Consider the following 25,378-nt stretch of genomic DNA (forward strand, 5'->3'; position numbering starts at 1 on the left):
TTATTCGTAAGAAATGCCCTTGAAATGGGCTTTTCAAGGGTAACACCGCGACTTGCGGCAGAAAGCCGGTGCAATATATGGAAACAGATCGCCCTGGGCGTGACGGCAAGCCCCGTCCCGGCGTCCCGTTAGGGATGGCGCTGTAATGATTCGAGCATCCGCAGAGGTGCCCCCCCCCAACCAATGCCTACAACCGTGAGTGTGCTATGGAACCCGGAAACGCCCAGCTGTCAATGACGGTATTGATGACCCCTGACATGGCCAATTTCTCAGGCAATGTCCACGGCGGTACCCTGCTCAAGTACCTCGACGAAGTGGCCTACGCCTGCGCCAGCCGTTATGCCGGCCGCTATGTCGTCACACTGTCGGTGGACCAGGTGATTTTTCGTGAGCCGATCCATGTGGGCGAACTGGTGACATTTCTGGCTTCGGTCAACTACACCGGCAACACGTCAATGGAAGTGGGGATCAAGGTGGTCACCGAGAACATCCGCGAGCGCTCGGTGCGCCATACCAACAGTTGCTTCTTCACCATGGTTGCCGTCGACGACGCCCGCAAACCGGCCGCCGTGCCAGCGTTGCAGCCACAGAACAGTGAAGACAAGCGCCGGTTTATCCAGGGCAAACAGCGCCGGCAGATTCGCCAGGAGCTGGAGAAGCGCTACCAGGAAATCAAGGCCGACGCGCTGTAAAACACAATCCCCCTGTAGGGGCTGGCTTGCCAGTTCCTACAGGGGGATTGTGGGTGTTACAGACTGATCGGCGTGGCTTCAAAGCGCACGCGCGGATGGGCGATACGGTCCTGGGCCCGCACCAATTCCAACTCGTAACTGGCGCATGCCTGGGTTTCCAGCAGCACTTCATGCACAGCCGACGCCGTGAACTCGAACGCGGCCAGCAGGCTGTCGCCCAGCAGCACCCGCGCCAGGAACAGGCCCGATGTCAGGTCGCCCACCCCCACCGGCTGGCGCGCAAATGCCAGCAGCGGCCGGCGCAGGTGCCAGCTGCCTTCGGCCGTCACCAGCAGCATCTCGAAACCGTCCGCCAGCTTGCCCGGGTAGTCCAGGTGCTTGACCAGCACCGCTTTGGGCCCCCGCGCCAGCAGGGCGCGCGCCATACCCAGGCAATCGAACAGCGACTGCGGTTTACGCCCGCAAAAGCTGTCCAACTCCAGTTGGTTGGGGCACAGGAAGTCGGCCATGGCCACCGCTTCGTCCAGCAAAAAATCACTGACTTCCTGGGGCACGATGCAGCCTTTTTCCGGATGGCCCATCACTGGGTCGCACAGGTACAGGGCCCTGGGGTTGATCGCCTTGATCCGCGCCACCCCGCTCAGGATCGCCCGCCCCTGGGCGGCGCTGCCCAGGTAGCCGGACAGCACCGCATCGCAGTTGCCCAGTTCGCCAATCGCCGCAATCCCCTCCACCAGCGCCGGAATTTGCTGCGGCGCCAACACTTCTCCCGCCCAGTGGCCATACTGGGTATGGTTGGAGAACTGCACGGTGTTGAGCGGCCAGACATTCACCCCCACTCGCTGCATGGGAAATACGGCGGCGCTGTTGCCGGCATGGCCGAAGACCACATGGGACTGGATCGCAAGCAGATGAGGTGTGCGTTTCATGCAGGAAACTTCCGTAAAACCGTTGAATTCTGGCCGCGCAGTATGCGACTAAAAGCATCCTGTACGACAGACCGGAGACACAGTTAAGCTGGCCTTACTTTGTTGGAGCAAATCGCATGCTGACCCTGGGAAATATCTTTGTGCTGATGCTACTGGCGGCGGCTGCCGCCTGGGTGTGGCACAACCACGGCTTGCGCGAGCGTGCGCTGGAGAGGGTCAAACAGCATTGCGCCAAGCTCGACATCGAATTGCTCGACGGCGCCGTGGCCTTGAAACGCATCGGCTTCGTCAAGGACGCCAGCGGCCGCCGGCGTTTGGCGCGGGTCTACAACTTTGAGTTCACCGTGACCGGTGAGGCCCGCCACCCTGGCACCATCACCCAGTTTGGGGCCCACAGTGCGCAGATCGAACTGGCGCCCTACCCGTTTGAAATAAAGACCCCGCCGCCCAGCGCCGAAGTGATTGAACTGAGCCAGTGGCGTCAGGAGCACGGCAAGAGCCGTCACTGACGGCAAGCGGCCAGGGCCTTTTGCAGTTCTGCCACGTCCTTCTCTTCACTGAAGATCAGCTCGATGCGTGAGTCCCGGCGCCATTCGCTGGGCTGCCAAGTGAGCATGGTGTTATCCACAGCGTTGGCCGAAACCCAACCATCTGCGCTGTGGATAACCAATTTGGCACGGCGCCAGTCCAGGCCCTGCAACCATTGCCGCAGCAACGCGGGATCGAACTGCTGGCTCGGGTGCCAGCGCCAACCGATGCTCCAGCCGCCTGCCTGCGCCTGGTGCAGGCAAATCGGCACGCACGGATCGCTCCAGATTGCCGGGATTTGCGTCAACCCCTTGGGCATTTCAAAGTTATCCACAGGCGCTCCAGCCTGTGCGCCGAACCCTGGCAGGCGGACCAATGGCAGTTGCGCCTGTCGAGTCCAGTAAACCTCGCAGGCTGGTAATGTGTTTTCGATAACGCTGCGTTGCGCGGCATCCAGCCCTTCTTCCTTGTTCAGCACCAGCAACCCGGCACTGGCCAATGCCTCGCGTTGCGCGTCGGGCAACGGTCTGCCTGCCGCCAGTGCCTGGGCATCCAGGACCAGCACACAAGGCTGGACGGCCAGCACGGTTTGCCAGGGCGCCTGGCGCAACTGCGCCAGCAATTGCGCCGGGTGCCCCAACCCTGAGGGTTCGATAAACAGGCGGTCCGGCTTGGCCTTACGCAGCAGGCGACCTAGCCCTATCTGGAATGGCGCACCATTCACACAGCACAAACAGCCACCGGCCACTTCGCCGATGGCAATACCGTCGTCATCCAGGGTCAGCAGCGCAGCATCCAGGCCAATCTGCCCGAACTCATTGATCAACACCGCCCAACGCTCATTGGCCGGGCGCTGGGTGAACAGGTGCTTGATCAAGCTGGTCTTGCCAGCCCCCAAGGGGCCGGCAATCACATGCGTGGGAATATTCTGCAGCATCGTGGACATTATTCAGGCCGTGTAGAGACGATTGATCCTACCCGGTTATGCCAGCCAATCCAGCGTCAGAATCAGCCGTCGTTCATTGGCGGCCAGCGCCGGCGAACGATGAATCAAGCCGTAGCCTTCATTGCCACGCCACTTTTCGCCTTTGAGCAGGGCGACTTCACCGCAGTGGATCTGTTCGATGCGCTCGGTGGGCTCCGCGTCCGCCTGACTCAACTGACGTCGGTCCATCACCCCTTCGCGCAACCATTGGCTGCCGATACCGGCATAGGTGGTGATCAAGCGCACGGGCACATGATCGACGTGAAAACGCGGGCACATAGCCTTGTCCAACAGCCTTAACCGCACGCCAATACGCTTGGCGCCCAGCAGGCAGGCAAAGGCGCTGACCAGCCATGCCACATCGGCGATAAACCCGTCGTAGCCCTCAAGGTCACGACAACCTGCGGCCAAGCCCTGCAAGTTGGGCTCAGCATCTTCACTGTCCAACTCAACCACCAGCGATTCTGCCAGCGGCTCGTTCAGCGAGACCAGCAACGCACCAAACTCGGCGATATGCAGCGGCAACTGACGCTGCCACAGCGCCAGGTTCACCCCGTTATCGAGGATATCGGCGAGCGCCAACGGGGTTTCACCACGGGTCTGGCGAATCACCGGGCGCAGTTGAATCACAGGGGCCAACATCAGGCGGCTGCCTCCTCATACCAAGGGCCAAAAGGATCGACCAGCAGGCGCCAACCTTCGACGCCCTGGGCCATTTCATCGTCGGTCAGCAGGCACGCGTCCAACTCCGCGCGCAGGCGCACGAAGTCGATGTTCTGCCCGATAAACACCAGTTCCTGGCGGCAATCGCCGGTGCTCGGTTGCCAGTTCTCCATGATCGCCGCGACGCTTTGCTGGTCCTCGGGCCATTGGCTCTTGGGCACAAAGCGCCACCAGCGACCAGCAAAACCATGGCGCATCAAGCCACCGGCCTGGGACCAACTGCCGGCGTCGCGATGTTTGCTGGCCAGCCAGAAAAATCCCTTGGAGCGCAGCAGCCTGCCGTTGACCCACGGGCGGTCGATAAAGTCGAAAAAACGCTGGGGATGGAATGGCCGCCGCGCCCGATAGGCCGTGGAGGCGATGCCATATTCTTCAGTCTCCGGCACATGTTCGCCGCGCAGTTCCTGCAGCCAGCCCGGCGCCTGGGCCGCGCGCTCGAAGTCAAAACGCCCGGTATTGAGGATCTCGGCCAGCGGCACTTCGCCCATGACCATGGGAATGATGCGCGCCTGGGCATTCAGGCGTTCAAGGATGGCCACCAGTTCTTCACGTTCGTGGCTGCTGATCAGGTCGATCTTGCTGATAAGGATGACGTCGGCAAACTCGATCTGCTCGATCAACAGGTCGGTGATGGAACGTTCATCATCTTCACCCAGGGTTTCGCCCCGTGACGCCAGGCTGTCGGCGGCTTGGTAGTCGAGCAGGAAGTTCATGCCGTCGACCACGGTGACCATGGTGTCCAGACGCGCAATGTCGGCCAGGCTCTGACCGTTTTCATCGCGAAAGGTGAAGGTTTCTGCCACGGGCAGCGGTTCGGAAATGCCAGTGGATTCGATTAGCAGGTAATCGAACCGACCCTCCCTGGCGAGCTTTCCGACCTCAACGAGCAAGTCTTCGCGCAAAGTGCAGCAGATGCAGCCGTTGCTCATTTCCACCAGTTTTTCTTCGGCGCGATTGAGGCTGACGTCGCGCTGTACCGCAGCGCCATCAATGTTGATTTCGCTCATATCGTTGACGATCACCGCCACTCGCAGATTTTCGCGGTTGCGCAGGACGTAATTGAGCAGCGTGCTTTTACCGGCGCCGAGAAAGCCGGACAGCACGGTTACGGGTAGACGGTCGGTCATCGGGTGTTCCTCATCAGGTTGGCCGGTCAAATCGCCCGTTGATGGCGTTCGCGCAGCTCTTCACGTTCTTTGGCTTCAATACACAGGGTGGCCGTGGGCCGCAGCAACAGGCGCTTGAGGCCAATCGGCTCGCCTGTCTCACGGCACCAGCCGTACTCACCACGGGCGAGGTGCTCAAGGGCCTCGTCGATCTTGTCCAGCAGCTTCTTTTCCCGCTCCAGCAGACGCAGTTGCCATTGGCGCTGTTCTTCGGCGCTGCCGACATCGGCGGGATCGCTATGGGGTTCCTGCTCGCGCAGCACGATGAACTCGGCTTCGATGCGCGCTTGCAGGTCATAGCGCTGAGCCAACAACAGCTCGCGGAAAAAGGCCTGCTGGGCCTCATTCATATAATCAGCAGGTGGTTGAGCGAGCAGGTCTTGTTCAGTCATCAGGTCGGTTCACGGGTCAGGCTGTATTTTGATGTTATAGTATAACAATACAAATAAGCTAATCCCCTCTTGCCCGTCACGACGAAGGGCACAATCCTTGAACGCCTCCAGGCCCCGAGAAACGCGATGAAATCCCTGTTATGCGGTGTGTTGCTGCTGGTAGCGACCCAGGCCGGCGCCCAAGTAGCCAGCCCCCTGGCCACATGCACCCGCAGCGCCACCCTGCTGGCCTGTGTCGATGCCCAGGGCAATGCCTACAGTGTCGCGACCGCAGGCAACACCACGTATTTGCGCGGATTCGAGGTGATCGGCAAGCGTTACTGGGCGCAGACCAATAGCCGCTACGGCCAATTGACGTTCTTTACCGGTCTGGCCTCAGACGGTGAGGCGTGGGTCGGCTACACACGGCGTGTGGGCTGGACCACGATCAACCGGTTCTCCAGTTCCGGAGGCTCCAGCGCCAAGTTCACCTGCAGCCGTATCAGCGGGTGCTAGAGCGGTCGTAGAAAAATCATCGTCGATCTAATTGTTATACTATAACATGCCAGATTATCTCCAACGATGGACCTGCTCATGAATGCGCTGACTCTGCCCGATATCGCCGCGCAGGCTTCTCGCCAAGCCTTGCCCCTCGACTGGGTGGGTATGTGCGGCATTGCTCTTCCCATCCTGATCGACGGCCAACGTTTGAGTGCCAAGGCCGATGCCGGCGTGAGCCTGGATGACGGCGAGGCGCGGGGCATTCATATGTCGCGCCTGTACCTGGCGTTGGAAATGCTCGAGCAACAAGACCTGCAACCGGCGCTGCTGCGTCAGGTGTTGCAGCGATTTCTCGATAGCCATGAAGGGTTATCGAGCAGCGCCTACCTGCGGATTCACACCGATTTGCTGCTCAAACGCCCGGCGTTGGTCAGCCCGCTATCGGGCTGGAAGACTTACCCGGTGACCATCGAAGCGCGTCTGGAAAAACAGATGTTCCACGTGGAACTAAAAATTGACGTGACCTACTCTTCCACCTGCCCATGCTCTGCGGCCCTCGCCAGGCAGTTGATTCAACAGCAATTTGTCGATCACTTCGGCAACAAGTCGTTGCAACACGAAGATGTACTGGCCTGGCTTGGCAGCGCCAATGGCATCGTCGCCACGCCCCATAGCCAACGCAGCAGTGCGCTGTTGCAGGTCCATCTGCAACCCGACGTCCAAGCCTTACCCCTGACAGCCTTGATCGACCAGGCCGAAGCAGCCCTCGGCACCGCCGTACAAACCGCTGTAAAGCGCGCCGATGAACAGGCGTTCGCCCTGGCCAACGGCCAGAACCTGATGTTTTGCGAAGACGCCGCGCGCCGCTTGAACCTGGCACTGAAACGCTCGGATGCGGTGCAAGCCATCCAACTCAAAGTCATCCACGCCGAAAGCCTGCACGCCCATGACGCCGTGGCCGAAAGCCATTGGACGAGAGGCGCCTCGGGCACCCCATGAAGCTGACGATGCTCGACCTGGAAGCGGCAGCCGTGGGTAGCCGTTTTCCCCTGGCCCCCGTATTGGATGCCCTGCCGTGGAACAGTGACGGCCTGATCGCCGCCATCGCCCAGCAACACGGCAGCGGCGCAGTGTTGATGCTGGCCTGGATGAACCGCCAGGCCCTCGACGAGACCCTCGCCAGCGGCCAGGTCTGCTACTGGTCACGTTCGCGCCAGCAGTTGTGGCGCAAAGGCGAAAGCTCTGGCCACCAGCAGCAGTTGATCGAAGCACGCCTGGATTGCGACGGCGATGCCGTGTTGCTGATCGTCGACCAACAAGGCCCTGCCTGTCATACCGGCCGACCCACCTGTTTTTACAACGCTATCGAAAACGATCAAGTGCACATCATCACCGCGCCTCTCAAGGAACCTACAGCATGATCCGCAAGAACCCTTCCGGCGATCTGCCGGTCATTGCCGAGTCGGCCTACGTCGATAAAACCGCGATCATCTGCGGCAAGGTGATCATCGGCGAGAATGTATTTGTCGGCCCCTATGCGGTGATCCGCGCCGACGAAGTCGATGCCACCGGCGACATGGACCCGATCACCATCGGCGCCAATTCCAATATCCAGGACGGCGTGGTGATCCACTCCAAATCCGGTGCGGCGGTGACTATCGGCGAGTTCAGCTCGATCGCCCATCGCTCGATTGTCCACGGCCCCTGCACTGTCGGCGACCGGGTGTTTATCGGCTTCAACAGTGTGCTGTTCAACTGTGTGGTCGGAGATGGCTGCGTGGTGCGGCATAACTCGGTGGTCGATGGCCGCGACTTGCCCGCCGCGTTCTATGTGCCGTCCACCACGCGCATCGGCCCCAACACCGATCTGTCGCAGTTCCCGCCCGTGAGCATCAGCGCATCGGAGTTTTCCGAAGACGTGGCGCGTACCAATGTCGACCTGGTGCGCGGCTACAAAGCCCTGCAAAACGAGTTCTAAACATGAGCCGCTTGCTGATCCGCAACGCCCGCCTGGTGAATGAAGGCCAGGAATTCGATGCCGACGTGCTGGTCGCCAACGGCCGTATCGAAAAAATCGCCGGCAGCATCCAGGGGCAAACAGCCGAGATTGAGATTGATGCCCAAGGCCAATGGCTGCTGCCGGGCATGATCGACGACCAGGTGCATTTCCGCGAACCTGGCGCGCCGGACAAAGGCAGTTTTTACAGCGAGTCCCGCGCCGCAGTGGCCGGGGGCATTACCAGTTTCATGGATATGCCCAACACCCAGCCCGCGACCTTGACCCTGGAAGCTCTGGCCGACAAAAAACGCCGCGCCGCACTGCACTCGGTAGCCAACTACGGGTTTCACTTTGGTGTCAGCAACGACAACCTCGACACCGTGGCTGACCTTGATCCGCGGCAGGTCGCCGGGGTCAAAGTGTTTATGGGCGCCTCCACCGGCAATATGCTGGTGGATGATCCACGCGTCCTGGAGCGTTTATTTGCTGAGGTGCCGACCATTCTCCTCGCCCATTGCGAGCACACGCCGAGCATCCAGGCCAATGAACAACGCTTGCGAAACCGGTTTGGCGAGGCGATCCCCGCCGTCGCCCACCCGCTGATCCGCGATGCCGAAGCCTGCTATCGCTCCTCGTCCCTGGCCGTGGAGCTGGCGCGCCGCCACGGCACGCGCTTGCATGTGCTGCACCTGACCAGCGCCCGGGAACTGTCGTTATTTGAAGATAAACCGCTGGCAGAAAAACGCATCACGGCAGAAGTGTGCGTGCACCACTTACTGTTCGACGACCGCGACTACGCCCGCCTCGGCCACCAGATCAAATGCAACCCGGCGATCAAAACCCGGGCCGACCGCAATGCCCTGCGCCTGGCACTGCTGAGCAATCGCCTGGATGTGATCGGCACCGACCACGCGCCTCATACATGGGAGCAAAAACAGCGGCCGTACCGCGAGGCACCAGCGGGGTTACCCCTGGTGCAACATGCGCTACCGGCATTGATGGAGTTGGTGGCGGACGGCCTGTTGCCCCTGACCACATTGGTGGCGAAAACCAGTCATCGCGTTGCCGACCTGTTCGCCATTCCCGACCGGGGGTACCTGCGCGAGGGCTACTGGGCCGACCTGGTGCTGATCAAACCCGAGCCCGAAGGCAAACCGGTGAGCAGCCAACCGATCCTCGCCCGCTGCGGCTGGACACCCTTTGCCGAGCGCAGCTTTCGCCATAGCGTCAGCACTACTCTGGTGTCAGGCCATGTGGCCTGGCACCAGGGGCAGGTGATCGACAGTTGCCAGGGGCTGCCCCTGCATTTTCTGCGCTAAAACCCAGGAGCCGTTCAGGCCCGGGGTTTGACCGTGCCACAGTCGTTGCCCAGCCACTGCGCATGGGTGTCGAGGCTGCCGTTCTGCTGCACGCCGGTGGCATTGAAAGTACCGTTGACCGTGGTGGTGAACGCCTTCTGGCTCTGGAACGTGGCCACGCCAGTGCCCTGGGCTTTCGGGCAACTGAAGCGGAATTTCCACTGGTTGCCGGTCTTGTCTGTGACCTCTTGCTTGCAACCCGATTGCGGGTCGGTCAGCGGGATGGAATCAGAGGCCACCTGGGCCGGGGTCAGGCAGACCTGCACGCCCTTGCCAGCCATGGTGATGCCTTGTTTTTCCAGCATTGCGCGTTGTTCCGGGGTCATCTGTTGCTTCAGTTGACCGAGGATCAACGACAAGTCCGGCAGATTCTGGTTATCGACTTTCATATTGCTGGTGGTCAATTCCCACAAGCCCGGCGCCAACATCTGCGCCTGCGCTGCCACCGGCAGCGTCAAACCAACAACCATGGCCAAACCAAGCAGACGAGCATTCATCGGGTAACTCCTGGGTAATTGTCGGCGTTAGACGTCGTAAAGTGGTCGGCGTTGCATGCTCAATAAAATAGCGACAATCGCCGCCGAACATGGTCTGTTACGCATTGGATTGTCAGGAGTACCGTTGCCCATGGATTTCTTCGGCCCGCACTTGCTTGGCTACTTCATCGCAACCCTGCATTTTCTCGGCTCGCTGGCTGCCCTGCACGCGGTGCTCACCGTGCGTACCGCCCAAGGCTCAATCGCCTGGGCACTGTCGCTGATGTTCATGCCGTACCTGACGCTGATCCCCTACCTGATCTTTGGCCGCAGCAGCTTCGACGCCTATATCCAGGCGCGGCGCCAGGCCAACCAGGAAATGCACAAGGCAATCACTGAGTTGAACTGGCGCCCTTGGGTCGAAGAAGCCCTGGCTGCGCGTAACTCCCTGGCCTACGCCTCCCTGCGCGCCATGCCCAAGCTGGGACGCATGCCGTGTCTGGCGAACAACCAGGTGCGTTTGCTGGTCAATGGCGATGCCACCTTCAGCGCCATCTTCGACGCCATCCGCGCCGCCAAGACTGCCGTGTTGGTGCAGTTCTTCATCATTCATGACGATGAACTGGGGCGCCAATTGCATGCACTGCTCAGGGCCAAGGCCGCCGAAGGTGTAGCCATCTACGTGCTGTATGACCGCATCGGCAGCCACTCCCTGCCCCACCGCTATGTGCAATCGCTGCGCGATGCCGGGGTGCAGATCAAGGCGTTTGCCACCCGCAGCGGCTGGCTCAATCGCTTTCAGGTGAATTTCCGTAACCACCGCAAGATTGTCGTGGTCGATGGCCTGACCGGTTTTGTCGGCGGGCATAACGTCGGCGACGAATACATGGGCAAGAAGCCGCCGCTCGCCCCCTGGCGCGACACCCATGTGCAAGTCAGCGGCCCCGTGGTGGCGTGCCTGCAAGAATCGTTTGCCGAAGACTGGTTCTGGGCCGCGCGCGAACTGCCGCCGCTGATCCTGCCCGATACCTATGCCGATGACGGCGTGCTCTGCCAATTGCTGGCCAGCGGTCCGGCGGACCCGTATGAAACCTGTTCGCTGTTTTTCGTCGAAGCCATTCATGCGGCGACTGAGCGGGTGTGGATCACCAGCCCGTATTTCATCCCCGATGAGGCGGTATTCGCCGCGCTGCGCCTGGCGGTGTTGCGTGGCGTGGACGTGCGCTTGCTGCTGCCGTCACGCCCCGACCATCGCATTGTGTATGCCGCCTCCAGCCTGTACGCGATTGAAGCGGTGCGCGCCGGGGTCCGGGTGTTCCGCTACAAACCGGGTTTTTTGCATCAGAAAGTGGTGCTGGTAGATCGGGAAATCAGCGCCATCGGCAGTGCGAACCTGGACAACCGTTCGTTCCGCCTCAACTTCGAAGTGATGTTGCTGACAGTCGACGAAGCCTTCGCCAGCGAGGTGGAACACATGCTGCTGGATGACTTCGCCCAGGCCCACGAAACCAGCCAGGAAGAAAGCCAGCAGACCCGCCGCCTGCAGCAACTGGGCATGCGCGTGGCGCGGCTGATTTCCCCTATCTTATAAATTGCGCCCGACAGAAGGTGGGAGCTGGCTTGCCAGCTCCCACACTCAGCCATCGGTTGGCTCAGCGGTAGAGATCTTCCCGCGTCCACGGCAACTCATGGCTGCCATCGGCATGGGGCTTGACCGCCAGGATCTGGTGCAGGTTGATCCACCCACGCGCAAACGCATAGGCGCAACCCGCCAGGTACAGGCGCCAGATACGCAGTGCCTGGGCCGGGACCATTTTTGCCGCCGCCTCCAGGTTGTCTTCCAGGCGTTCGCTCCAGTGGTCGAGGGTGCGTGCGTAATGCAGGCGCAGGCTTTCCACGTCGACCACTTCCAGGCCGACTTCGCTGATTTCGGCGCTGATCATCACCAGGTGCGGCAGCTCACCATTGGGGAACACGTAACGCTCGATAAACTCGCCGGCACCGCGCCCCACCGGGCGGCCATCGGTATGTTTGGCGGTGATGCCATGGTTGAGCACCAGCCCCCCTTCACGCACGGCGCCGAACAGGGTCTGGCAGTACTGCGCCAGGTTGGCGTGGCCGACGTGCTCGAACATGCCGACGCTGACGACTTTGTCGAACCGCCCGTCCTGGGGCAGGTCGCGGTAGTCGAGCAATTTCAACTCAACCAGGTCTTCCAGGCCCTCAGCGATTACCCGCTCCTTGGCCAGTGCCAATTGTTCCTTGCTCAGGGTGATGCCGAACACCTTGACCCCGAACTCGCGGGCCGCATAACGCGCCAACCCGCCCCAGCCACAACCGACATCCAGCAGGTACTCCCCAGGCTGCAGGCGCAGCTTGCGGCACAGGTGGCGGAATTTGTCTTGTTGGGCTTGGTCGAGGGATTCGCTGCCGGTCTCGAAGTAACCGCAGGAATAGGCCATGTCGCGGTCCAGCCAGAGCTGGTAGAACTCGTTCGACAGGTCATAGTGGTAGGAAATCGCGGCCGCATCCGTAGCCTTGTCGTGAATCGAACGCACCGGGCCGGCGTGCTCGTCCTCCTCTAGCAGTGCGTGGCTCAATTCGTCACACACCCGGATCACATCGCTGATCGAGCCTTCCAGCTCCAGTTTGCCTTCAACGAAAGCAGCGCCCAGGGAATCGAGCGTGGGGTGGGTCAGTTGCGTCACCATCACCGGGTCCTTGACCACGATGGTAACGCTGGGCTCCGGGCCCAGGTTGAATTCATGGCCATCCCAGAGTCGCAGACGCAGCGGTAGCTGAAGATTCTGTAAGGCCGGTGGAAGTTGCGCGAGCATGAGTAGTCCCCCCTTGTTTCAGACGTCCGAAATGAGGGTAGACCATCCACAAAAATTAGCAGGCTATCGGTTCAATAACGCCCTTTTATGGTGCCCGACGTTGCAGCAAACCGTCCTCAACCCACTGTTTCAACCACGTGACAGCTTGCAGCGGCGCGCCCTCTTGATAAGTGACTGCCAATTCGGCGCACAGTTCTGAAAAACTCCACCCGCTGTCGGCCATCCCGGCCAGGGCGTACGCCTCGGCAGGCTCCAGGCTCCGGTAACGGCACACCTGTTGGTGACGCCAGATCAGGCACACCTCGGCCAGCGGCAACGCCTGGCTACCGGGAAACCCAGCCTGCGCCTTGACCGCACGCCAGATCTGCAGGCTGTTGAAGCGACACAGCACTTGCTGCACCGCCGGCGTCCACTCAACCTGCAATAACGGCCAGGCCTCGGGCGCCAGCCGGGCCATGTCTTCAAGAGTCAGGGGTTGGCCCGCAGGCGCATCAAACGCCAGGGTAAAGGCCCATTCCAGGCGCGCCAGCTCCACCAGGGGGGCGGCTTGTTCGGCGACCAGATGCTCGTCGATAAAGTCTGCAAACCGTTGCCCCAGCCAGCGCAGGCTGAAATGCGTGGATGGATAGCACTGCACATAGGCCACCACCAGCCCGGCAAACTCGTCGTCCCCCAGCCAATGCCACACCGCCGGGAAATCCCCCTGCATCACTTCCAGCAAACGGGCCCGATAGGCGTTGTGGTAGATCGCCAGGCCGGTGTCGACATCCAGTGTCGGGCCACCGATCAAGGTGCCGGCAAAGCCAGTGTCGTCGGCGTCTGCCAATAAATGCCGTTCAAACGCCAGTTGCCAGTCGGTCAGGCGCATAGCGACCTCCGGGCCAAGGCATCCGCCCCCAACTCACGGGCCTTGCCCAACTCGTCGAGCAGCTCGGCAAACGGCGGGAAATGGTCATCGCGCTCCAGCAACGTCGCCACTGGCCCCAGGTGTTCCAGTGTCTGTTGAAACAGCTGCCACACCGGATCACACACCGGATGGTCATGGGTATCGACCACGTAGTCGCCGTAGTCCATATGCCCGGCCAAATGCAGTTGGCGGATGCTCTGCGGCGGCAGGTTGCGGATAAAGGTCCAGGCGTCGAAGCCATGGTTGCGCGAACTGACATACACGTTGTTGACGTCCAACAGCAGCTCGCAACCGCTGAGGTGGCTCAAGGCGCTGAGAAATTCCCACTCGGTGAATTCATCGGCCTTGGATCGCACATAGCTGGAGACATTTTCCAATACCAGCGGCCGCTCCAGCACCGCCTGTACCTGCCGCACACGGGTGGCGACGTGGTAGAGACTTTCTTCGGTGTAGGGCAGCGGCAACAAGTCATGCAGTTGATGGGCGTTGCCCCGGCTCCAGCACAGGTGATCGGAGACCCATGCCGGCTTGACCCGGTCGGCCAATTGCTTGAGTTGCTTGAGGTAGTCCCTATCGAGGGCATGGGGGCCGCCAATGGACAGGGACACCCCATGCATCACCAGCGGATAACGCTCGGCGATGGCGTCCAGGTAGTACAGGGCCTTGCCGCCCTGGACCAGATAATTCTCGGAGACGATTTCGAACCAGTCCACCTCCGGCGACTGCTCGATGATGTGTTGATAGTAATGACTGCGTAGCCCCAGGCCGTAGCCCAGGCAAGGAACCGATACCGACATGACGAACTCCTGGAAAGTGTCCGCAGCGACGTGCACACCGCTGCGGGATCACGTATTCGCGGTTACTCGCCGACTTTGCCGCCAGCCGCATCGCAAGCGGCCTTGGTCATTGCCTTGAAGCCATGGCCCTTGCAGACAGCCTGGCCTTTGCAGGCGTTTTCAGCGGTCTTGCAGTCGTTCATGCCTTTGCAGGAGGTCACGCCGTAGCAATGCACGTTCGCCTCATCGGCGGCCTGCGCCTGGGTCGCGACACCGGCAAACATCGTGGCGGCAGCAATGGCCAGGGCAGCACCGGAAACAGCGTTCTTGAAGTTCATTGTGGTATTCCTCATGGGTCTGTAGGGGGTCGGCTGAACGGTTTGTCCAGTCCCGACACAGCACTAGAGTGAGGTGCCGCAGGGGCGTTACAGCGCCGTGAAAATTTTCCTGGTTTCCTGAACCGTTGTAGGAGCCATCACTAGTGCGCACCGCGATTTATCGTCACACTCACAGCAGATTTTTCGTGGGATCACGGACAAGGAAGCGTCACCCTCATGATTTCGATCTATCAGCTCAAACCGCGTTTTCAAAACCTGCTGCGGCCCCTGGTGCAGCGCCTGTATGACAACGGCACCACCGCCAACCAGATCACCGTGCTGGCCGGGATCGTGTCGTTGCTCGTCGGCCTGCTGATCGCGGGGTTCGCCCAGCACGCCTGGGTGTTCGTACTGATCCCGCTGTGGATGATCCTGCGCATGGCCCTCAATGCCATCGACGGCATGCTCGCCCGGGAATTCGGCCAGCAATCACGCCTGGGCGCCTACCTCAATGAACTGTGCGACGTGATCGCCGACAGCGCGCTGATCCTGCCATTTGCCCTGCTCCCCGGGGTCAGCCTGGCGCCGGTGTTGCTGGTGACGCTGCTGGCGGTGTTCAGCGAATACGCCGGCGTACTCGGGCCGATGGTCGGTGCCTCGCGCCGCTACGACGGGCCCATGGGCAAGAGTGATCGGGCGTTTGTCCTTGGCGTACTCGCCACCGGCGTGGCCCTGGGCTGGCTCGGCGCCGGCTGGGTCGACGGGGTGATGTGGCTGGTGGCGGCATTGCTCGCCTACACCCTGGTCAACCGTGTGCGCCAGGGCCTCAAAGAACAATCCGACATCTCTCCGACGGCATAAGGATCTTGCGATGCGCGAACAGCAACAGCACACCTTCAGTACCCATGACGGCGTAGAGCTTTTCTATCGGCATTGGCCCGCGACCAGTGCCACCGGGCCTGAGCCACGCCAGGCGATCCTGCTGTTCCATCGTGGCCACGAGCATTCCGGGCGCATTGCGCACCTGGTGGACGAGTTGGACCTGCCACAGTTCGATTTCTTCGCCTGGGACGCCCGTGGCCATGGCCAGTCCCCCGGCGAGCGTGGCGACAGCCCGAGCTTTGCCACCAGCGCGCGGGACGTGCAGACCTTCTGCGACCATATCGGCGCCACCTATGGCATCGCGCCAGAAAACCTTGCAGTGATCGCCCAGAGCGTAGGCGCAGTGATTGCCGCCACCTGGGTCCACGACTACGCCCCGAATATCAGGGCCCTGGTGCTCGCCTCCCCGGCGTTCAAGGTCAAGCTCTACGTGCCCTTCGCTCGCCCGGGCCTGGCGCTGATGCGGCGCTTTCGCGGCAATTTTTTCGTCAACAGCTACGTCAAGGCCAAGTTCCTCAGCCATGACCCCGAGCGTGTCGCGTCCTATGACACAGACCCACTGATCACCAAGGCGATCTCGGTAAATGTGCTGTTGGGCCTGTACGAAGCGGCCGACCGCGTGGTCGCCGATGCCCAGGCGATCCAGGTGCCGACCCAACTGCTGATCTCCGGCTCGGACTTTGTGGTGCACCGCAAACCCCAGCAACAGTTCTTCGAGCGGCTTGGCAGCCTGAAAAAGGAACTGCACATCCTGCCCGGCTTTTTCCACGACACCCTCGGCGAACGTGACCGCGCCGTGGCACTGGCCAGCGCCAGGCGTTTTATCCTGCAAAACTTCGCGCACCCGCTGGACCGCGCCAGCCTGCTGGACGCCGACAAAATCGGCGCGACCTGCGCCGAATCCGAATCCCTCGCCGCGCCGCTGCCGCACAACTCCCTGCGCGACCTGTACTGGCGCATGACCCGCGCCAGCATGGGCCTGGGCCGCAAGCTGTCCGAGGGCGTGAAGCTGGGCTTCGACACCGGCTTCGACTCGGGCAGTACCCTGGACTACGTGTACCGCAATACCCCCACCGGCAAGGGCGCGCTGGGGCGGATGATTGATACCAACTACCTGAACTCCATCGGCTGGCGCGGGATTCGCCAGCGCAAACTGCATGTTGAAGAGTTGTTGCGCCTGGCCATGGCCAAGCTGCGCGACGACGGGCGCGAAGTGCGTATCGTCGACATTGCCGCAGGGCATGGTCGGTACATTCTGGAAGCCTTGCAGGGCGTTTCGCCGCTGCCTGAGTCAATCCTGTTGCGCGACTACAGCGATATCAACGTGCGCGACGGTGGCGCGCTGATCCGCGAGAAAGGCCTGGGGGAGATTGCGCAGTTCGTCAAAGGCGATGCCTTTGACCGGGCCGACCTCGCCGCACTGGCGCCCACGCCGACACTGGCAGTGGTGTCCGGGCTGTACGAACTGTTTGCCGATAACGCCATGGTCGGTGGTTCCCTGGCAGGGCTGGCCGAAGCCGTGGAGCCCGGCGGATACCTGGTGTACACCGGCCAACCGTGGCACCCGCAACTGGAACTGATCGCCCGCGCCCTGACCAGCCATCGCCAGGGCCAGGCCTGGGTGATGCGCCGTCGCAGCCAGGCGGAAATGGATCAACTGGTGGAAGCCGCGGGCTTTCGCAAGATCACCCAGCGTGTGGATGAGTGGGGCATCTTCAGCGTGTCGCTGGCGCAGAAGATCTGACCATGCGCGAACCAGGTCTCTTCAAACCAGCCCTGCTCTGGCTGCTGCTGTTGGCGCCGCTGTTTTTCAGCACCTACGGCTTAGCCACCTGGGTCACCAGCCAGCGCAGCGACGTGGGCACCCTGGTATTCGGCTGGGAAACCCATATGCCGTTCTGGGCCTGGACCATCGTGCCCTACTGGTCGATCGACCTGCTCTACGGCTTCTCCCTGCTGCTGCCTAACAGCCGCCATGAGCTCAAGCAACATGCCCTGCGTCTGCTCAGTGCGCAGGTGATTGCCGTGAGCTGCTTCCTGCTATGGCCGCTGCGCTTCACCTTTGAGCGCCCGGAAATGGACGGCGTGTTCGGCTGGCTGTTTGCGGTACTGGCCGGGTTCGACAAACCGTTCAACCAGGCACCCTCGCTGCATATCGCTTTGCTGGTGATCCTGTGGGTGATGTACCAGCGGCATAGCCAAGGCCTGTGGCGCTGGCTGGTGCATGGCTGGTTCGCGCTGATTGGCATTTCGGTGCTGACCACTTACCAACACCACTTTATAGACTTACCCACAGGCGCCCTGGCCGGCTGGCTGTGTGTGTGGCTATGGCCGGTGGATCAACCCAGCCCGCTGTTGCATGCGCGGCCGGCCAAAGACCCGAAACGTTGGCGCCTGGGGTTGCGCTACGCCATGGGCGCCCTGGTGCTGACAATAGTGGCCTTTACCGGGGGCGGTGCCTGGCTATGGCTGCTGTGGCCTGCCGTCGCGGTGTTGCTGGTGGCGCTCAACTACTGGCTGCTGGGCGCCGCAGGCTTTCAGAAACGCGCCGATGGCCGCCTCAGCCCGGCAGCACGCTGGCTGTATGCGCCTTATCTCGCGGCGGCGTGGCTCAACTCGCGGCTGTGGACGCGCAAGCATCCGCAGCCTGACCGGGTTGTGGATAACGTATGGTTGGGGCGAATTCCGACGCCAGCGCAGCTGAGTTCTTTCAATGCGGTGGTCGATCTGTGTGCCGAATTGCCTGTTTATCCACAGGGCCGCGCTTACCATGCCCTGCCCGTCCTCGACCTGACCGCACCCACACCGGCACAGTGCCTGGAGGCGGCCCAAGCCATCGAGCGCTTGCGCGAGCACGGCCCGTTGCTGGTGTGCTGTGCCCTCGGCTATTCCCGCAGCGCCAGCGCCGTGGCCGCCTGGCTGCTGCACAGTGGACGGGCGGCCACGGTGGACGAGGCACTGGCTATTATTCGTACAGCACGATCGGATGTGGTCCTGCATGCCGATCACCGCCAAGCCTTGGGAGCACTGCCCTATGCCCGCTGATATGCAACTCCAGGTAGTCGCCAGCCTGCTGCGCCGCGGCCGTTCGCTGGATCAGTTATCCACAGGCCTGACCCTGCTCGGGGTACTGTTTGGCCTGGCGCAATTGTTGATGGTCAGTATCACACCGATCTGCCTGTTGCTCAGCCTGTGGATGATTATCCTCGGGCTGCTGCAAAAGTACTGGGCGCTACGGGTGGCCTTCGATGCCGACCTGTTTGCGCTGATGGCCAAGGACATAGAACGCACCAGCGAGCTGGACCAGACTCTGCAAACCCTGGGCCTGCAACCCGCCAACCGCGCAAGCCGGCCCTGGACCGAACGCCGGCGTGGCGCCCTCAAATTGCTGCGCAAACAGGCCTACCTGCTGGGTGCGCAAGTGTTACTGACATTGGCCGTCATCCTGGCCAGCCCGTGGCTGCCCTTCGCCGGATAAGGAATCCTTATGTTCGAACCCCTGGTCGCGACCCTGATTACCTCCATGGCCCGCACAGTGACCGGCGCCCGCAGCCTGTGGCTGGGCTGCGCCCCAGAACCCGTGCAGCGCATCTACTTTGCCAACCACAGCAGCCACGGCGACTTCGTGCTGCTATGGGCGTCGTTGCCGCAGAACCTGCGCAAGGCCACGCGCCCGGTGGCCGGCACCGACTACTGGAACAAGAGCGCACTGCGCCGCTACATCATCAACCGGGTATTCAACGGCGTGCTGATCGACCGCGAACGCAAAGACCCTGTGGATAACCCGTTGCAACCGATGCTCGAAGCCCTGGAGCACGGCGATTCGCTGATCATTTTCCCCGAAGGCACGCGCAACCTGGAGGATGGCCTGCTGCCCTTCAAGAGCGGCCTGTATCACCTGGCAAAAAGTTACCCACAGGCGCAACTGATCCCCGTGTGGATCGCCAACCTCAACCGCGTGATGCCCAAGGGCCGTGTGCTGCCGCTGCCGCTGTTGTGCACCACCAGCTTTGGCGCACCGCTGCAGCTTGCAGACGGTGAAGACAAGGCCCTGTTTCTTGCCCGCAGCCGCGACGCCCTGCTCGCCCTCGCCCCGGAGCATTCCTGACATGGATAGCCAAACCCTGATGTTGTTCGGCGGCATCGGCATGATCCTGGTGCTCGCCTCGCTGATCGGCCTGATTCTCAAGCTGCGCACCCGTGGCACACCCAATGCGGTGATCGACAACCTCAACGCCCGCATCAATGCCTGGTGGGTGATGGTGGTGGTGATCGGCGTCGCCTTCTGGCTCGGCACCGGTGCGGTAATCCTGCTGTTCTACGCCGTGTCGTTCTACGCCCTGCGCGAATTCCTCACCCTCACGCCCACCCGCCGCAGCGACTACCCCGCACTGGTCGCCGCGTTCTACCTGGCGCTGCCCCTGCAATACCTGCTGATCTACTTTGACTGGTACGGCCTGTTCTCGATCTTTATTCCGGTCTACGTGTTCCTCCTGCTGCCCATCCTTGCCTCGCTGGGCGGCGACAGCACGCACTTCCTGGAGCGCGCATCGAAAGTACAGTGGGGGCTGATGATCGCGGTGTTCTGCGTCTCCTTCGTACCCGCCCTGCTGACCCTCGACATCGTCGGCTACGAGGGCCGCAACCTGCTGCTGATCGCCTACCTGGTGATCGTGGTGCAGCTCTCGGACGTGTTGCAGTACGTGTGCGGCAAACTGTTCGGCAAACACAAAATCGCGCCCAACCTGTCACCCTCGAAGACCGTGGAAGGCTTTGTCGGCGGGATCCTGCTGTCCTCCCTGATCGGCGCCGCACTGTGGTGGACCACCCCGTTCAACCCCTGGCAGTCATTCCTGATTGCGCTGCTGATCAACCTGCTGGGCTTTGCCGGCGGGATTGTGATGTCGGCGATCAAGCGCGACCGAGGGGTGAAGGACTGGGGGCATATGATCGAAGGACACGGCGGGATGCTGGATCGGTTGGATTCGGTGTGTTTTGCGGCGCCGATTTTCTTTCATTTGGTGCGGTATTGGTGGACCTGAGTCACACCGATCCAAAGGCTAACGACGCTCCCAAAGAGAGCTAAAACTGTCGCGAAGAGTGCCCGTATTTCGGGGCCTGCCGCGTCGTATAGAGGAACCGCAAAACAGCTGCACCCAGTAATCACACGACATCCACGTACATTTGATGGAACCGCTTGCGGCGAGCCTCTGGGTCGGACCAAGGAGCAGGGTTCGGCATTACCCGCGTTATGTCTTAACATGGTCGGTTGCCCAAAGAGCCGTCATGGCCAAAGCCATGACGGGCTTCCATCCTTTACAAGTAAGTGTGATGAAGATGAACAAGCCTTTCATTTCGCTGTGCCCTGAAATTACTCGGGCGCACGCGCTGACGCTGATGGATTGGTTGGAGGATGAACGCGTCACCTGCTATCTGAGCGATTCGCGTCATGTCTCCCGCTCCATCGAGCAAGTCATCGATCGGACTCAATCGCCGATCCTGACCCATCTATTCAACCAGGGCGGCCGATTCTTCATGGCCTATGACCGACATGACGCCCCGGTGGGCTTTGTCCGTCTGATCAAGACCGGCTCAGATTGCGAGATAGTCCTGGTCATCGGAGACAGCGATAAATGGGGCCAGAACCTTGGCGCCCGCACGATTCGCGAAGGCATGAAACTGGCCTTCCTCGACATGCGGGCCAAGAAGCTCATCGCCAAGATCCACCCGGACAACGCGCGCTCGCTGAACGCCTTTCTACGCAGCGGCTTTCTGCTTGAAGGCGAAACGCCGACATTGAAGTCATTTTCCATGACGGCGGGGCGCTATCTCCAGTTCTTGCGCGAAGGTGCCGCTGGCGACGCCACCAGGATCTACATTACGGAAATCGACAAGGCCAGGCTCGAAAGCCTAATCGCGCTCGAGCAAGGCCCGACCGTTGTTGAACTCGAACATGAGCTTGAACGAGCCATTGTCGTCAAGCCGCAGCAGGTGGCGTGCAATGTCGTCACGATGAACTCTAGAGCCTTGCTGCAACTGGACGAAGAAGAGATCGAAGTGGCCTTGGTCTACCCTGAAGACGCGGACAGCACCGCAGGGAAGCACTCCGTGTATTCCGACATCGGCGCCGCCATCCTGGGCTATCAGGAGGGGGACGCCATCGACTGGCGAATTTCTGATCGGACCCGTCGGATTGAAATCAGGAAAGTGCTTTACCAGCCCGAGGCGGCGGGCCACTTCCACCTGTAATTGCACCTTTTGCTAGGAGCTGTAAGGAGAGAAGGACGTCGTTTGGAGCCCCGAGGGGCCCCAAGCGGGACAGTTTTCAATCCTGAAACCATGCCCTTGAAATTAGAGAATTCAAACTGTCGCAGGAGGCCCTCGTTTTTTGCGGCCTGTGGGGAAGCGCAGATGAGGCGCGGGAAGAAATTCGCAAGTCAGTAGCTGCGTATACCCCCAACCAGGTTTCACTCCAGATTGAATTCATCAGCCGGGAGTAGGAACTGAGGAGCACGTGATTTGCTTCTCAGTCGCTCGGAACATCAAATGTCGAGGGAACCACACGCATGGAAAAGTCGATGGCTTATGTTGCGCACGACTCAACTCAATCAAAGCCTTTCCAGAACATCCACCTTGGATCACCCACTTATGGGGTCGCGCTATCAAGCATTTGACGATCTCCTATTTGACTAAGGTGATTGGTATATCTGAGAGCTGAATCACCTTTGCCGCAACAGAGCCCAGAAAAATCCCTGCAAGAAAGCCGTTGCCATGTGAGCCTAGGATGATGCTGTCACATCCTAAAGAGTGGGAGCACCCCACGATTTGGCTTGCTGCATCGCCTTGTAGGGTATGAAGTGTAAATGCAATCCCTTCCTGCTTCAGAAGCACCCCAGCGTTTTGTGAGTCCTCAGCACTTTTATCACCGTAGTAACGATCAATCTCATCCGCACTCATGTCGTGTGCAATTCGCGTTGGTAAAAGTGGCTGCACATTCAGCAGATGCACCTCAACACTTCCGCCCAGCAATCCGCCCTCTTGGATCAACCCAATAAGGTAACGCACCGCGCGCTCCGAATGCTCGGAACCATCGACAGCTACAAGTATTTTATGCATTTTCTAAATCCTCTTTCAGTGGCATGAAGATGCTTGTCGTTTGGGGATTGCCAGCTTGCAATCAGTTCTACTCGGACAGGCGGATTCGAATCTGTTTTTCAATCTCGATGATCGCAAAGAGCGCAACACCAACCCCGATGATAAGTAGGCCATCCAGGAAGGGGATCGCTTCTGTGGCAAACACCTTTTGCAGCGGTGGCGCGTAGGTGATGCCGAACTGAGCCAAGGTCACCACTGCGACGGTCATCCACACGACCTTGGTGCCACGAATGCCCCTCCAGGTAAGCGATGTGCTGTAGAGATTACGAATGAAGAACAGATGGAATATTTCCATCACGACTAACGTATTCACCGCCATGGTACGGGCCAACTCCACGGAGTAGCCACGGTCGAGCGCATAAGAAAAAATGCCGTAAACGCCGCAGAGGAACAGAATTGAAACAAGTACCATATGCCAAACCAATGCACCGCTTATCAGAGGCTCTTTGCGCGAACGGGGCGGTCTGCGCATTGTGTTTTCTTCGGTAGGCTCGAACGCCAGTGCGATGCCAAGTGTCACGGCGGTAATCAGATTGATCCACAGAATCTGTATCGCCGTGACCGGCAGTGTAAGGCCGAGCAGCAGGGCCACGATGATGGTCATGGTCTCGCCCGCGTTGGTAGGCAGCGTCCAGCTCAACACTTTTTTGATGTTGTCGTAGACTGTCCGCCCTTCGCGCACTGCCGCCACGATGGATGCGAAGTTGTCGTCGGCCAGCACCAGGTCTGCAGCTTCCTTGGCGGCTTCACTGCCCTTCCCCCCCATGGCAATACCCGCATCGGCACGCTTCAACGCGGGTGCGTCGTTGACGCCATCGCCGGTCATTGCCACGGTCATGCCATTCGATTGCAGCAGCATGACCAACCTGAGTTTATGTTCAGGGCTGGTACGTGCAAAGATATTGACGTTCTTCACCGCCTCCTTGAGCGCTGCATCGTTCATGGAGTCCAGGTCTATACCAGTCAGCACATTGTCGGGATTTTGCAAGCCAATCTGCCGACCGATTGCGGCGGCGGTGCCGCCATGATCGCCAGTGATCATTTTTACGACAATGCCCGCCGCCTGGCATTGTTGAACGGCCTCTATCGTCTCGGGTCTCGGCGGATCAATTAACCCGACCATACCCAACAAGGTTAGCTTCCCTTGCACGTCCCCAAACTCCAACACGGTGTGCTCTGGCTGAACTGATCTAGCGGCAAACGCCAATACACGCTGCCCTTTTGCGGCGATAGTGTTCGCCTGTTCGTACCAGTAGTCCGCGTTGAGGGGCTCCGTCACGCCGGCGGTTACGAACTGCTGCGTGCTCATGGCCAGTATTTGCTCCGGCGCGCCTTTTACATAGATAGAGGCATGGCGATCATGATTGTGATGGAGGGTCGCCATAAAGCGGTGTTTCGCGTCAAACGGAATGGCATCGGTTCGTGGCCAGGTACGATGATCTTCATCGCTATCGATTCCAGCTTTTCCGGAAAACGCCAGCAAGGCCCCCTCCATCGGATCCCCCTCCACCGTCCATACATCCTCATGCAGGCGCAGCGAGGCATCGTTGCAAAGACCTGCTGCTCGCCCCAATTCTGAGAGCGCGGGGTGAGATGATATGTCGATTAACTGATCGGCAAGACTGATGCTTCCCGCTGGCTGATAACCTGCACCATCAACCGTGAAGAGCAGATCGCTCGTGACGACCGTTGCGACCATCATTTCGTTGCGGGTCAGTGTGCCGGTTTTGTCAGTGCAGATAACGGATACCGAGCCGAGTGTTTCGATGGCCGGCAGGCGACGCACGATAGCGTTGCGGCGAGCCATTGCACGAACGCCGACAGCCAGCGTGATGGTAAGGACGGCGGGCAGTCCTTCAGGTATCGCCGCTACCGACATCCCCACCACGACCATGAAGATCTCTGTGAACTCGTAGTGCCCGACATAATGGCCGAACACGAGCAGAAGGCCGCCGACTAACAAGATCAAGATCGTCAGCCAACGTGCAAATATATTCATTTGCTGCACCAGCGGCGTGGTCAGCGTTTCAACTCCAGCAAGCAGCGTACTGATGCGTCCTATTTCAGCTGCTGCTGCGGTAGCAATTACAACCCCGGTTGCTTGGCCGCAAGTCACGAGCGTGCCACTGAACGCCATGCAGGTACGATCACCCAGAGCGGCTTCAACACCCACTGGTTCGGTGTGTTTCTCTACCGGTACGGATTCACCGGTGAGAATTGCTTCTTGGATTTGCAGTCTATTCACGTGCAGCAGGCGTAGATCAGCAGGTACTTTGTCTCCGGCCTCCAGCAATACAATGTCGCCCGGTACTAACTCCTCGCCTACAACACTCAAACGTTGACTCGCACGAATCACGGCGGCGTGCGGCGCCAGCATCTGCCGGATAGCGTCCATGGCCTTTTCCGCTTTACCCTCTTGGACATAACCTATGATTGCGTTTGCAATAACCACTGCAAGAATCACCACCGTGTCCCACAGATGCTGCAGCATCGCGGTAATCGCAGCGGATCCTAGAAGCACATAAATCAGAATGTTGTGAAATTGCAGCATGAATCGCAGCCACGCGGGTCGCCGTGCGGCTTCTGGCAAACGATTGAAACCCGTGCGGGCAAGCCGCGCTTGAACTTCGGCGGCCTCCAGCCCGACATGCTCATTGACCTCAAGCAGGTTTGTCACCTGCTCTGCAGGTAGGGAGTGCCAGGCCACGGAATGCGGAGGGATTGGTGTTTGCTCCGTTGATGCGTCGACCACCTGCTTCATCAATGAGTATCTCCT

At 60.4% G+C, this 25,378-nt stretch carries 27 protein-coding genes; 15 read left to right on the forward strand and 12 right to left on the reverse strand.

Going from position 1 to position 25,378, the window contains the following annotated elements:
* Positions 1-206 precede the first annotated feature (206 nt).
* Positions 207-692, forward strand: coding sequence for an acyl-CoA thioesterase (locus tag PSH73_RS26555; RefSeq protein WP_057961210.1), 486 nt, complete (start codon positions 207-209; stop codon positions 690-692).
* Positions 693-748: 56 nt separating this feature from the next.
* Here the strand turns inward: PSH73_RS26555 and pdxY are convergent, their stop codons facing one another.
* Positions 749-1,621 (reverse strand): pyridoxal kinase PdxY, encoded by an 873-nt coding sequence (gene pdxY / locus PSH73_RS26560; RefSeq protein ID WP_057440574.1) that lies wholly within the window; start codon positions 1,619-1,621, stop codon positions 749-751.
* A gap of 116 nt (positions 1,622-1,737) precedes the next feature.
* On the opposite strand from pdxY, the gene PSH73_RS26565 reads away from it, so the two are divergent.
* Complete coding sequence (locus PSH73_RS26565) at positions 1,738-2,130, forward strand: DUF3301 domain-containing protein (protein WP_057961211.1); 393 nt, start codon at positions 1,738-1,740, stop codon at positions 2,128-2,130.
* Here PSH73_RS26565 and PSH73_RS26570 read toward each other — a convergent pair.
* The 4 genes from PSH73_RS26570 to dksA are packed head-to-tail and all read right to left on the reverse strand — an operon-like array spanning position 2,124 to position 5,415.
* Entirely contained in the window at positions 2,124-3,086 is a 963-nt protein-coding gene (locus PSH73_RS26570) for a GTP-binding protein (RefSeq protein WP_305462741.1), read from the reverse strand. The two genes, PSH73_RS26565 and PSH73_RS26570, sit on opposite strands and share 7 nt — an antisense overlap.
* A 45-nt stretch (positions 3,087-3,131) precedes the next feature.
* Positions 3,132-3,776 carry a DUF1826 domain-containing protein gene (locus PSH73_RS26575; RefSeq protein WP_057440577.1) on the reverse strand — a complete coding sequence of 215 codons (645 nt, stop codon included), beginning with the start codon at positions 3,774-3,776 and terminating at the stop codon, positions 3,132-3,134.
* A complete protein-coding gene (gene zigA, locus PSH73_RS26580; protein WP_120734373.1) occupies positions 3,776-4,984 on the reverse strand; it encodes a zinc metallochaperone GTPase ZigA in 1,209 nt (402 codons plus the stop codon). Before zigA ends, PSH73_RS26575 begins: the two co-directional genes overlap by 1 nt.
* Before the next feature lie 26 nt (positions 4,985-5,010).
* On the reverse strand, positions 5,011-5,415 hold the full coding sequence (gene dksA / locus PSH73_RS26585) for an RNA polymerase-binding protein DksA (RefSeq protein ID WP_057961215.1): 405 nt from the start codon (positions 5,413-5,415) through the stop codon (positions 5,011-5,013).
* A gap of 126 nt (positions 5,416-5,541) precedes the next feature.
* On the opposite strand from dksA, the gene PSH73_RS26590 reads away from it, so the two are divergent.
* The 5 genes from PSH73_RS26590 to PSH73_RS26610 all read left to right on the forward strand — a co-directional run bounded on the left by PSH73_RS26590 (position 5,542) and on the right by PSH73_RS26610 (position 9,213).
* The gene (locus tag PSH73_RS26590) at positions 5,542-5,910 is read left to right on the forward strand and encodes a hypothetical protein (RefSeq protein ID WP_057440580.1); all 369 of its coding nucleotides are present in this window, start codon (positions 5,542-5,544) and stop codon (positions 5,908-5,910) included.
* Positions 5,911-5,988: 78 nt separating this feature from the next.
* Complete coding sequence (gene folE2 / locus PSH73_RS26595; protein ID WP_057440581.1) at positions 5,989-6,894, forward strand: GTP cyclohydrolase FolE2; 906 nt, start codon at positions 5,989-5,991, stop codon at positions 6,892-6,894.
* Complete coding sequence (gene hisI, locus PSH73_RS26600) at positions 6,891-7,316, forward strand: phosphoribosyl-AMP cyclohydrolase (RefSeq protein ID WP_057961216.1); 426 nt, start codon at positions 6,891-6,893, stop codon at positions 7,314-7,316. Before folE2 ends, hisI begins: the two co-directional genes overlap by 4 nt.
* Entirely contained in the window at positions 7,313-7,873 is a 561-nt protein-coding gene (locus PSH73_RS26605; protein ID WP_057440583.1) for a DapH/DapD/GlmU-related protein, read from the forward strand. Before hisI ends, PSH73_RS26605 begins: the two co-directional genes overlap by 4 nt.
* Positions 7,874-7,875: 2 nt before the next feature.
* Positions 7,876-9,213 carry a dihydroorotase gene (locus tag PSH73_RS26610; protein WP_305461650.1) on the forward strand — a complete coding sequence of 446 codons (1,338 nt, stop codon included), beginning with the start codon at positions 7,876-7,878 and terminating at the stop codon, positions 9,211-9,213.
* A 14-nt stretch (positions 9,214-9,227) separates the two neighbouring features.
* On the opposite strand, the gene PSH73_RS26615 is transcribed toward PSH73_RS26610, so the two are convergent.
* The gene (locus tag PSH73_RS26615) at positions 9,228-9,749 is read right to left on the reverse strand and encodes a DUF3617 domain-containing protein (RefSeq protein WP_057961218.1); all 522 of its coding nucleotides are present in this window, start codon (positions 9,747-9,749) and stop codon (positions 9,228-9,230) included.
* A gap of 130 nt (positions 9,750-9,879) precedes the next feature.
* Here PSH73_RS26615 and cls point away from each other — a divergent pair, with 130 nt between their 5' ends.
* A complete protein-coding gene (gene cls, locus PSH73_RS26620) occupies positions 9,880-11,319 on the forward strand; it encodes a cardiolipin synthase (RefSeq protein WP_057444243.1) in 1,440 nt (479 codons plus the stop codon).
* Positions 11,320-11,380: 61 nt separating this feature from the next.
* On the opposite strand, the gene cfaB is transcribed toward cls, so the two are convergent.
* The 4 genes from cfaB to PSH73_RS26640 form a co-directional block, all read right to left on the reverse strand.
* Entirely contained in the window at positions 11,381-12,565 is a 1,185-nt protein-coding gene (gene cfaB / locus PSH73_RS26625) for a C17 cyclopropane fatty acid synthase CfaB (RefSeq protein WP_120734377.1), read from the reverse strand.
* Positions 12,566-12,650: 85 nt separating this feature from the next.
* Positions 12,651-13,433, reverse strand: a complete 783-nt coding sequence (locus tag PSH73_RS26630; RefSeq protein ID WP_057961221.1) for a DNA-binding domain-containing protein — start codon at positions 13,431-13,433, stop codon at positions 12,651-12,653.
* A complete protein-coding gene (locus PSH73_RS26635) occupies positions 13,424-14,269 on the reverse strand; it encodes a DUF692 domain-containing protein (protein WP_057961222.1) in 846 nt (281 codons plus the stop codon). Before PSH73_RS26635 ends, PSH73_RS26630 begins: the two co-directional genes overlap by 10 nt.
* 62 nt (positions 14,270-14,331) lie before the next feature.
* Entirely contained in the window at positions 14,332-14,586 is a 255-nt protein-coding gene (locus tag PSH73_RS26640; RefSeq protein WP_057440587.1) for a hypothetical protein, read from the reverse strand.
* A 216-nt stretch (positions 14,587-14,802) separates the two neighbouring features.
* Between PSH73_RS26640 and PSH73_RS26645 the strand changes: the two genes are divergently transcribed.
* From PSH73_RS26645 to PSH73_RS26675, 7 genes are all read left to right on the forward strand, one after another.
* Positions 14,803-15,426, forward strand: coding sequence for a CDP-alcohol phosphatidyltransferase family protein (locus PSH73_RS26645; protein WP_057961223.1), 624 nt, complete (start codon positions 14,803-14,805; stop codon positions 15,424-15,426).
* 10 nt (positions 15,427-15,436) lie between these two features.
* Positions 15,437-17,191 carry a bifunctional alpha/beta hydrolase/class I SAM-dependent methyltransferase gene (locus PSH73_RS26650; protein ID WP_057440589.1) on the forward strand — a complete coding sequence of 585 codons (1,755 nt, stop codon included), beginning with the start codon at positions 15,437-15,439 and terminating at the stop codon, positions 17,189-17,191.
* A gap of 2 nt (positions 17,192-17,193) precedes the next feature.
* Positions 17,194-18,492 (forward strand): phosphatase PAP2/dual specificity phosphatase family protein, encoded by a 1,299-nt coding sequence (locus tag PSH73_RS26655; protein ID WP_057961224.1) that lies wholly within the window; start codon positions 17,194-17,196, stop codon positions 18,490-18,492.
* Positions 18,482-18,925, forward strand: a complete 444-nt coding sequence (locus tag PSH73_RS26660) for a hypothetical protein (RefSeq protein WP_057961225.1) — start codon at positions 18,482-18,484, stop codon at positions 18,923-18,925. The genes PSH73_RS26655 and PSH73_RS26660 overlap by 11 nt, the downstream gene beginning before the upstream one ends.
* A gap of 9 nt (positions 18,926-18,934) precedes the next feature.
* Positions 18,935-19,555: a 1-acyl-sn-glycerol-3-phosphate acyltransferase gene (locus PSH73_RS26665; protein ID WP_057440592.1), complete on the forward strand. Its 621-nt coding sequence runs from the start codon at positions 18,935-18,937 to the stop codon at positions 19,553-19,555.
* A 1-nt stretch (position 19,556) separates the two neighbouring features.
* A complete protein-coding gene (locus PSH73_RS26670) occupies positions 19,557-20,489 on the forward strand; it encodes a phosphatidate cytidylyltransferase (protein ID WP_115129328.1) in 933 nt (310 codons plus the stop codon).
* 244 nt (positions 20,490-20,733) lie between these two features.
* The gene (locus PSH73_RS26675) at positions 20,734-21,696 is read left to right on the forward strand and encodes a bifunctional GNAT family N-acetyltransferase/nucleoside diphosphate kinase regulator (RefSeq protein ID WP_169989914.1); all 963 of its coding nucleotides are present in this window, start codon (positions 20,734-20,736) and stop codon (positions 21,694-21,696) included.
* Positions 21,697-22,128: 432 nt separating this feature from the next.
* Here PSH73_RS26675 and PSH73_RS26680 read toward each other — a convergent pair whose 3' ends face one another.
* Both PSH73_RS26680 and PSH73_RS26685 read right to left on the reverse strand, forming a co-directional pair.
* Positions 22,129-22,563, reverse strand: a complete 435-nt coding sequence (locus tag PSH73_RS26680) for a universal stress protein (protein WP_057961231.1) — start codon at positions 22,561-22,563, stop codon at positions 22,129-22,131.
* 67 nt (positions 22,564-22,630) lie between these two features.
* Positions 22,631-25,363: a cation-transporting P-type ATPase gene (locus PSH73_RS26685; RefSeq protein WP_152988018.1), complete on the reverse strand. Its 2,733-nt coding sequence runs from the start codon at positions 25,361-25,363 to the stop codon at positions 22,631-22,633.
* Positions 25,364-25,378 lie beyond the last annotated feature (15 nt).

This window comes from Pseudomonas sp. FP2294 (genome assembly GCF_030687625.1).
Lineage (GTDB): Bacteria > Pseudomonadota > Gammaproteobacteria > Pseudomonadales > Pseudomonadaceae > Aquipseudomonas > Aquipseudomonas shahriarae.

Coding starts and splice junctions, on each gene's coding strand:
- PSH73_RS26555 (WP_057961210.1), top strand. CDS start 207: ATGGAACCCGGAAACGCCCAGCTGTCAATGACGGTATTGATGACCCCT.
- pdxY (WP_057440574.1), bottom strand. CDS start 1,621: ATGAAACGCACACCTCATCTGCTTGCGATCCAGTCCCATGTGGTCTTC.
- PSH73_RS26565 (WP_057961211.1), top strand. CDS start 1,738: ATGCTGACCCTGGGAAATATCTTTGTGCTGATGCTACTGGCGGCGGCT.
- PSH73_RS26570 (WP_305462741.1), bottom strand. CDS start 3,086: ATGCTGCAGAATATTCCCACGCATGTGATTGCCGGCCCCTTGGGGGCT.
- PSH73_RS26575 (WP_057440577.1), bottom strand. CDS start 3,776: ATGTTGGCCCCTGTGATTCAACTGCGCCCGGTGATTCGCCAGACCCGT.
- zigA (WP_120734373.1), bottom strand. CDS start 4,984: ATGACCGACCGTCTACCCGTAACCGTGCTGTCCGGCTTTCTCGGCGCC.
- dksA (WP_057961215.1), bottom strand. CDS start 5,415: ATGACTGAACAAGACCTGCTCGCTCAACCACCTGCTGATTATATGAAT.
- PSH73_RS26590 (WP_057440580.1), top strand. CDS start 5,542: ATGAAATCCCTGTTATGCGGTGTGTTGCTGCTGGTAGCGACCCAGGCC.
- folE2 (WP_057440581.1), top strand. CDS start 5,989: ATGAATGCGCTGACTCTGCCCGATATCGCCGCGCAGGCTTCTCGCCAA.
- hisI (WP_057961216.1), top strand. CDS start 6,891: ATGAAGCTGACGATGCTCGACCTGGAAGCGGCAGCCGTGGGTAGCCGT.
- PSH73_RS26605 (WP_057440583.1), top strand. CDS start 7,313: ATGATCCGCAAGAACCCTTCCGGCGATCTGCCGGTCATTGCCGAGTCG.
- PSH73_RS26610 (WP_305461650.1), top strand. CDS start 7,876: ATGAGCCGCTTGCTGATCCGCAACGCCCGCCTGGTGAATGAAGGCCAG.
- PSH73_RS26615 (WP_057961218.1), bottom strand. CDS start 9,749: ATGAATGCTCGTCTGCTTGGTTTGGCCATGGTTGTTGGTTTGACGCTG.
- cls (WP_057444243.1), top strand. CDS start 9,880: ATGGATTTCTTCGGCCCGCACTTGCTTGGCTACTTCATCGCAACCCTG.
- cfaB (WP_120734377.1), bottom strand. CDS start 12,565: ATGCTCGCGCAACTTCCACCGGCCTTACAGAATCTTCAGCTACCGCTG.
- PSH73_RS26630 (WP_057961221.1), bottom strand. CDS start 13,433: ATGCGCCTGACCGACTGGCAACTGGCGTTTGAACGGCATTTATTGGCA.
- PSH73_RS26635 (WP_057961222.1), bottom strand. CDS start 14,269: ATGTCGGTATCGGTTCCTTGCCTGGGCTACGGCCTGGGGCTACGCAGT.
- PSH73_RS26640 (WP_057440587.1), bottom strand. CDS start 14,586: ATGAACTTCAAGAACGCTGTTTCCGGTGCTGCCCTGGCCATTGCTGCC.
- PSH73_RS26645 (WP_057961223.1), top strand. CDS start 14,803: ATGATTTCGATCTATCAGCTCAAACCGCGTTTTCAAAACCTGCTGCGG.
- PSH73_RS26650 (WP_057440589.1), top strand. CDS start 15,437: ATGCGCGAACAGCAACAGCACACCTTCAGTACCCATGACGGCGTAGAG.
- PSH73_RS26655 (WP_057961224.1), top strand. CDS start 17,194: ATGCGCGAACCAGGTCTCTTCAAACCAGCCCTGCTCTGGCTGCTGCTG.
- PSH73_RS26660 (WP_057961225.1), top strand. CDS start 18,482: ATGCCCGCTGATATGCAACTCCAGGTAGTCGCCAGCCTGCTGCGCCGC.
- PSH73_RS26665 (WP_057440592.1), top strand. CDS start 18,935: ATGTTCGAACCCCTGGTCGCGACCCTGATTACCTCCATGGCCCGCACA.
- PSH73_RS26670 (WP_115129328.1), top strand. CDS start 19,557: ATGGATAGCCAAACCCTGATGTTGTTCGGCGGCATCGGCATGATCCTG.
- PSH73_RS26675 (WP_169989914.1), top strand. CDS start 20,734: ATGGCCAAAGCCATGACGGGCTTCCATCCTTTACAAGTAAGTGTGATG.
- PSH73_RS26680 (WP_057961231.1), bottom strand. CDS start 22,563: ATGCATAAAATACTTGTAGCTGTCGATGGTTCCGAGCATTCGGAGCGC.
- PSH73_RS26685 (WP_152988018.1), bottom strand. CDS start 25,363: ATGAAGCAGGTGGTCGACGCATCAACGGAGCAAACACCAATCCCTCCG.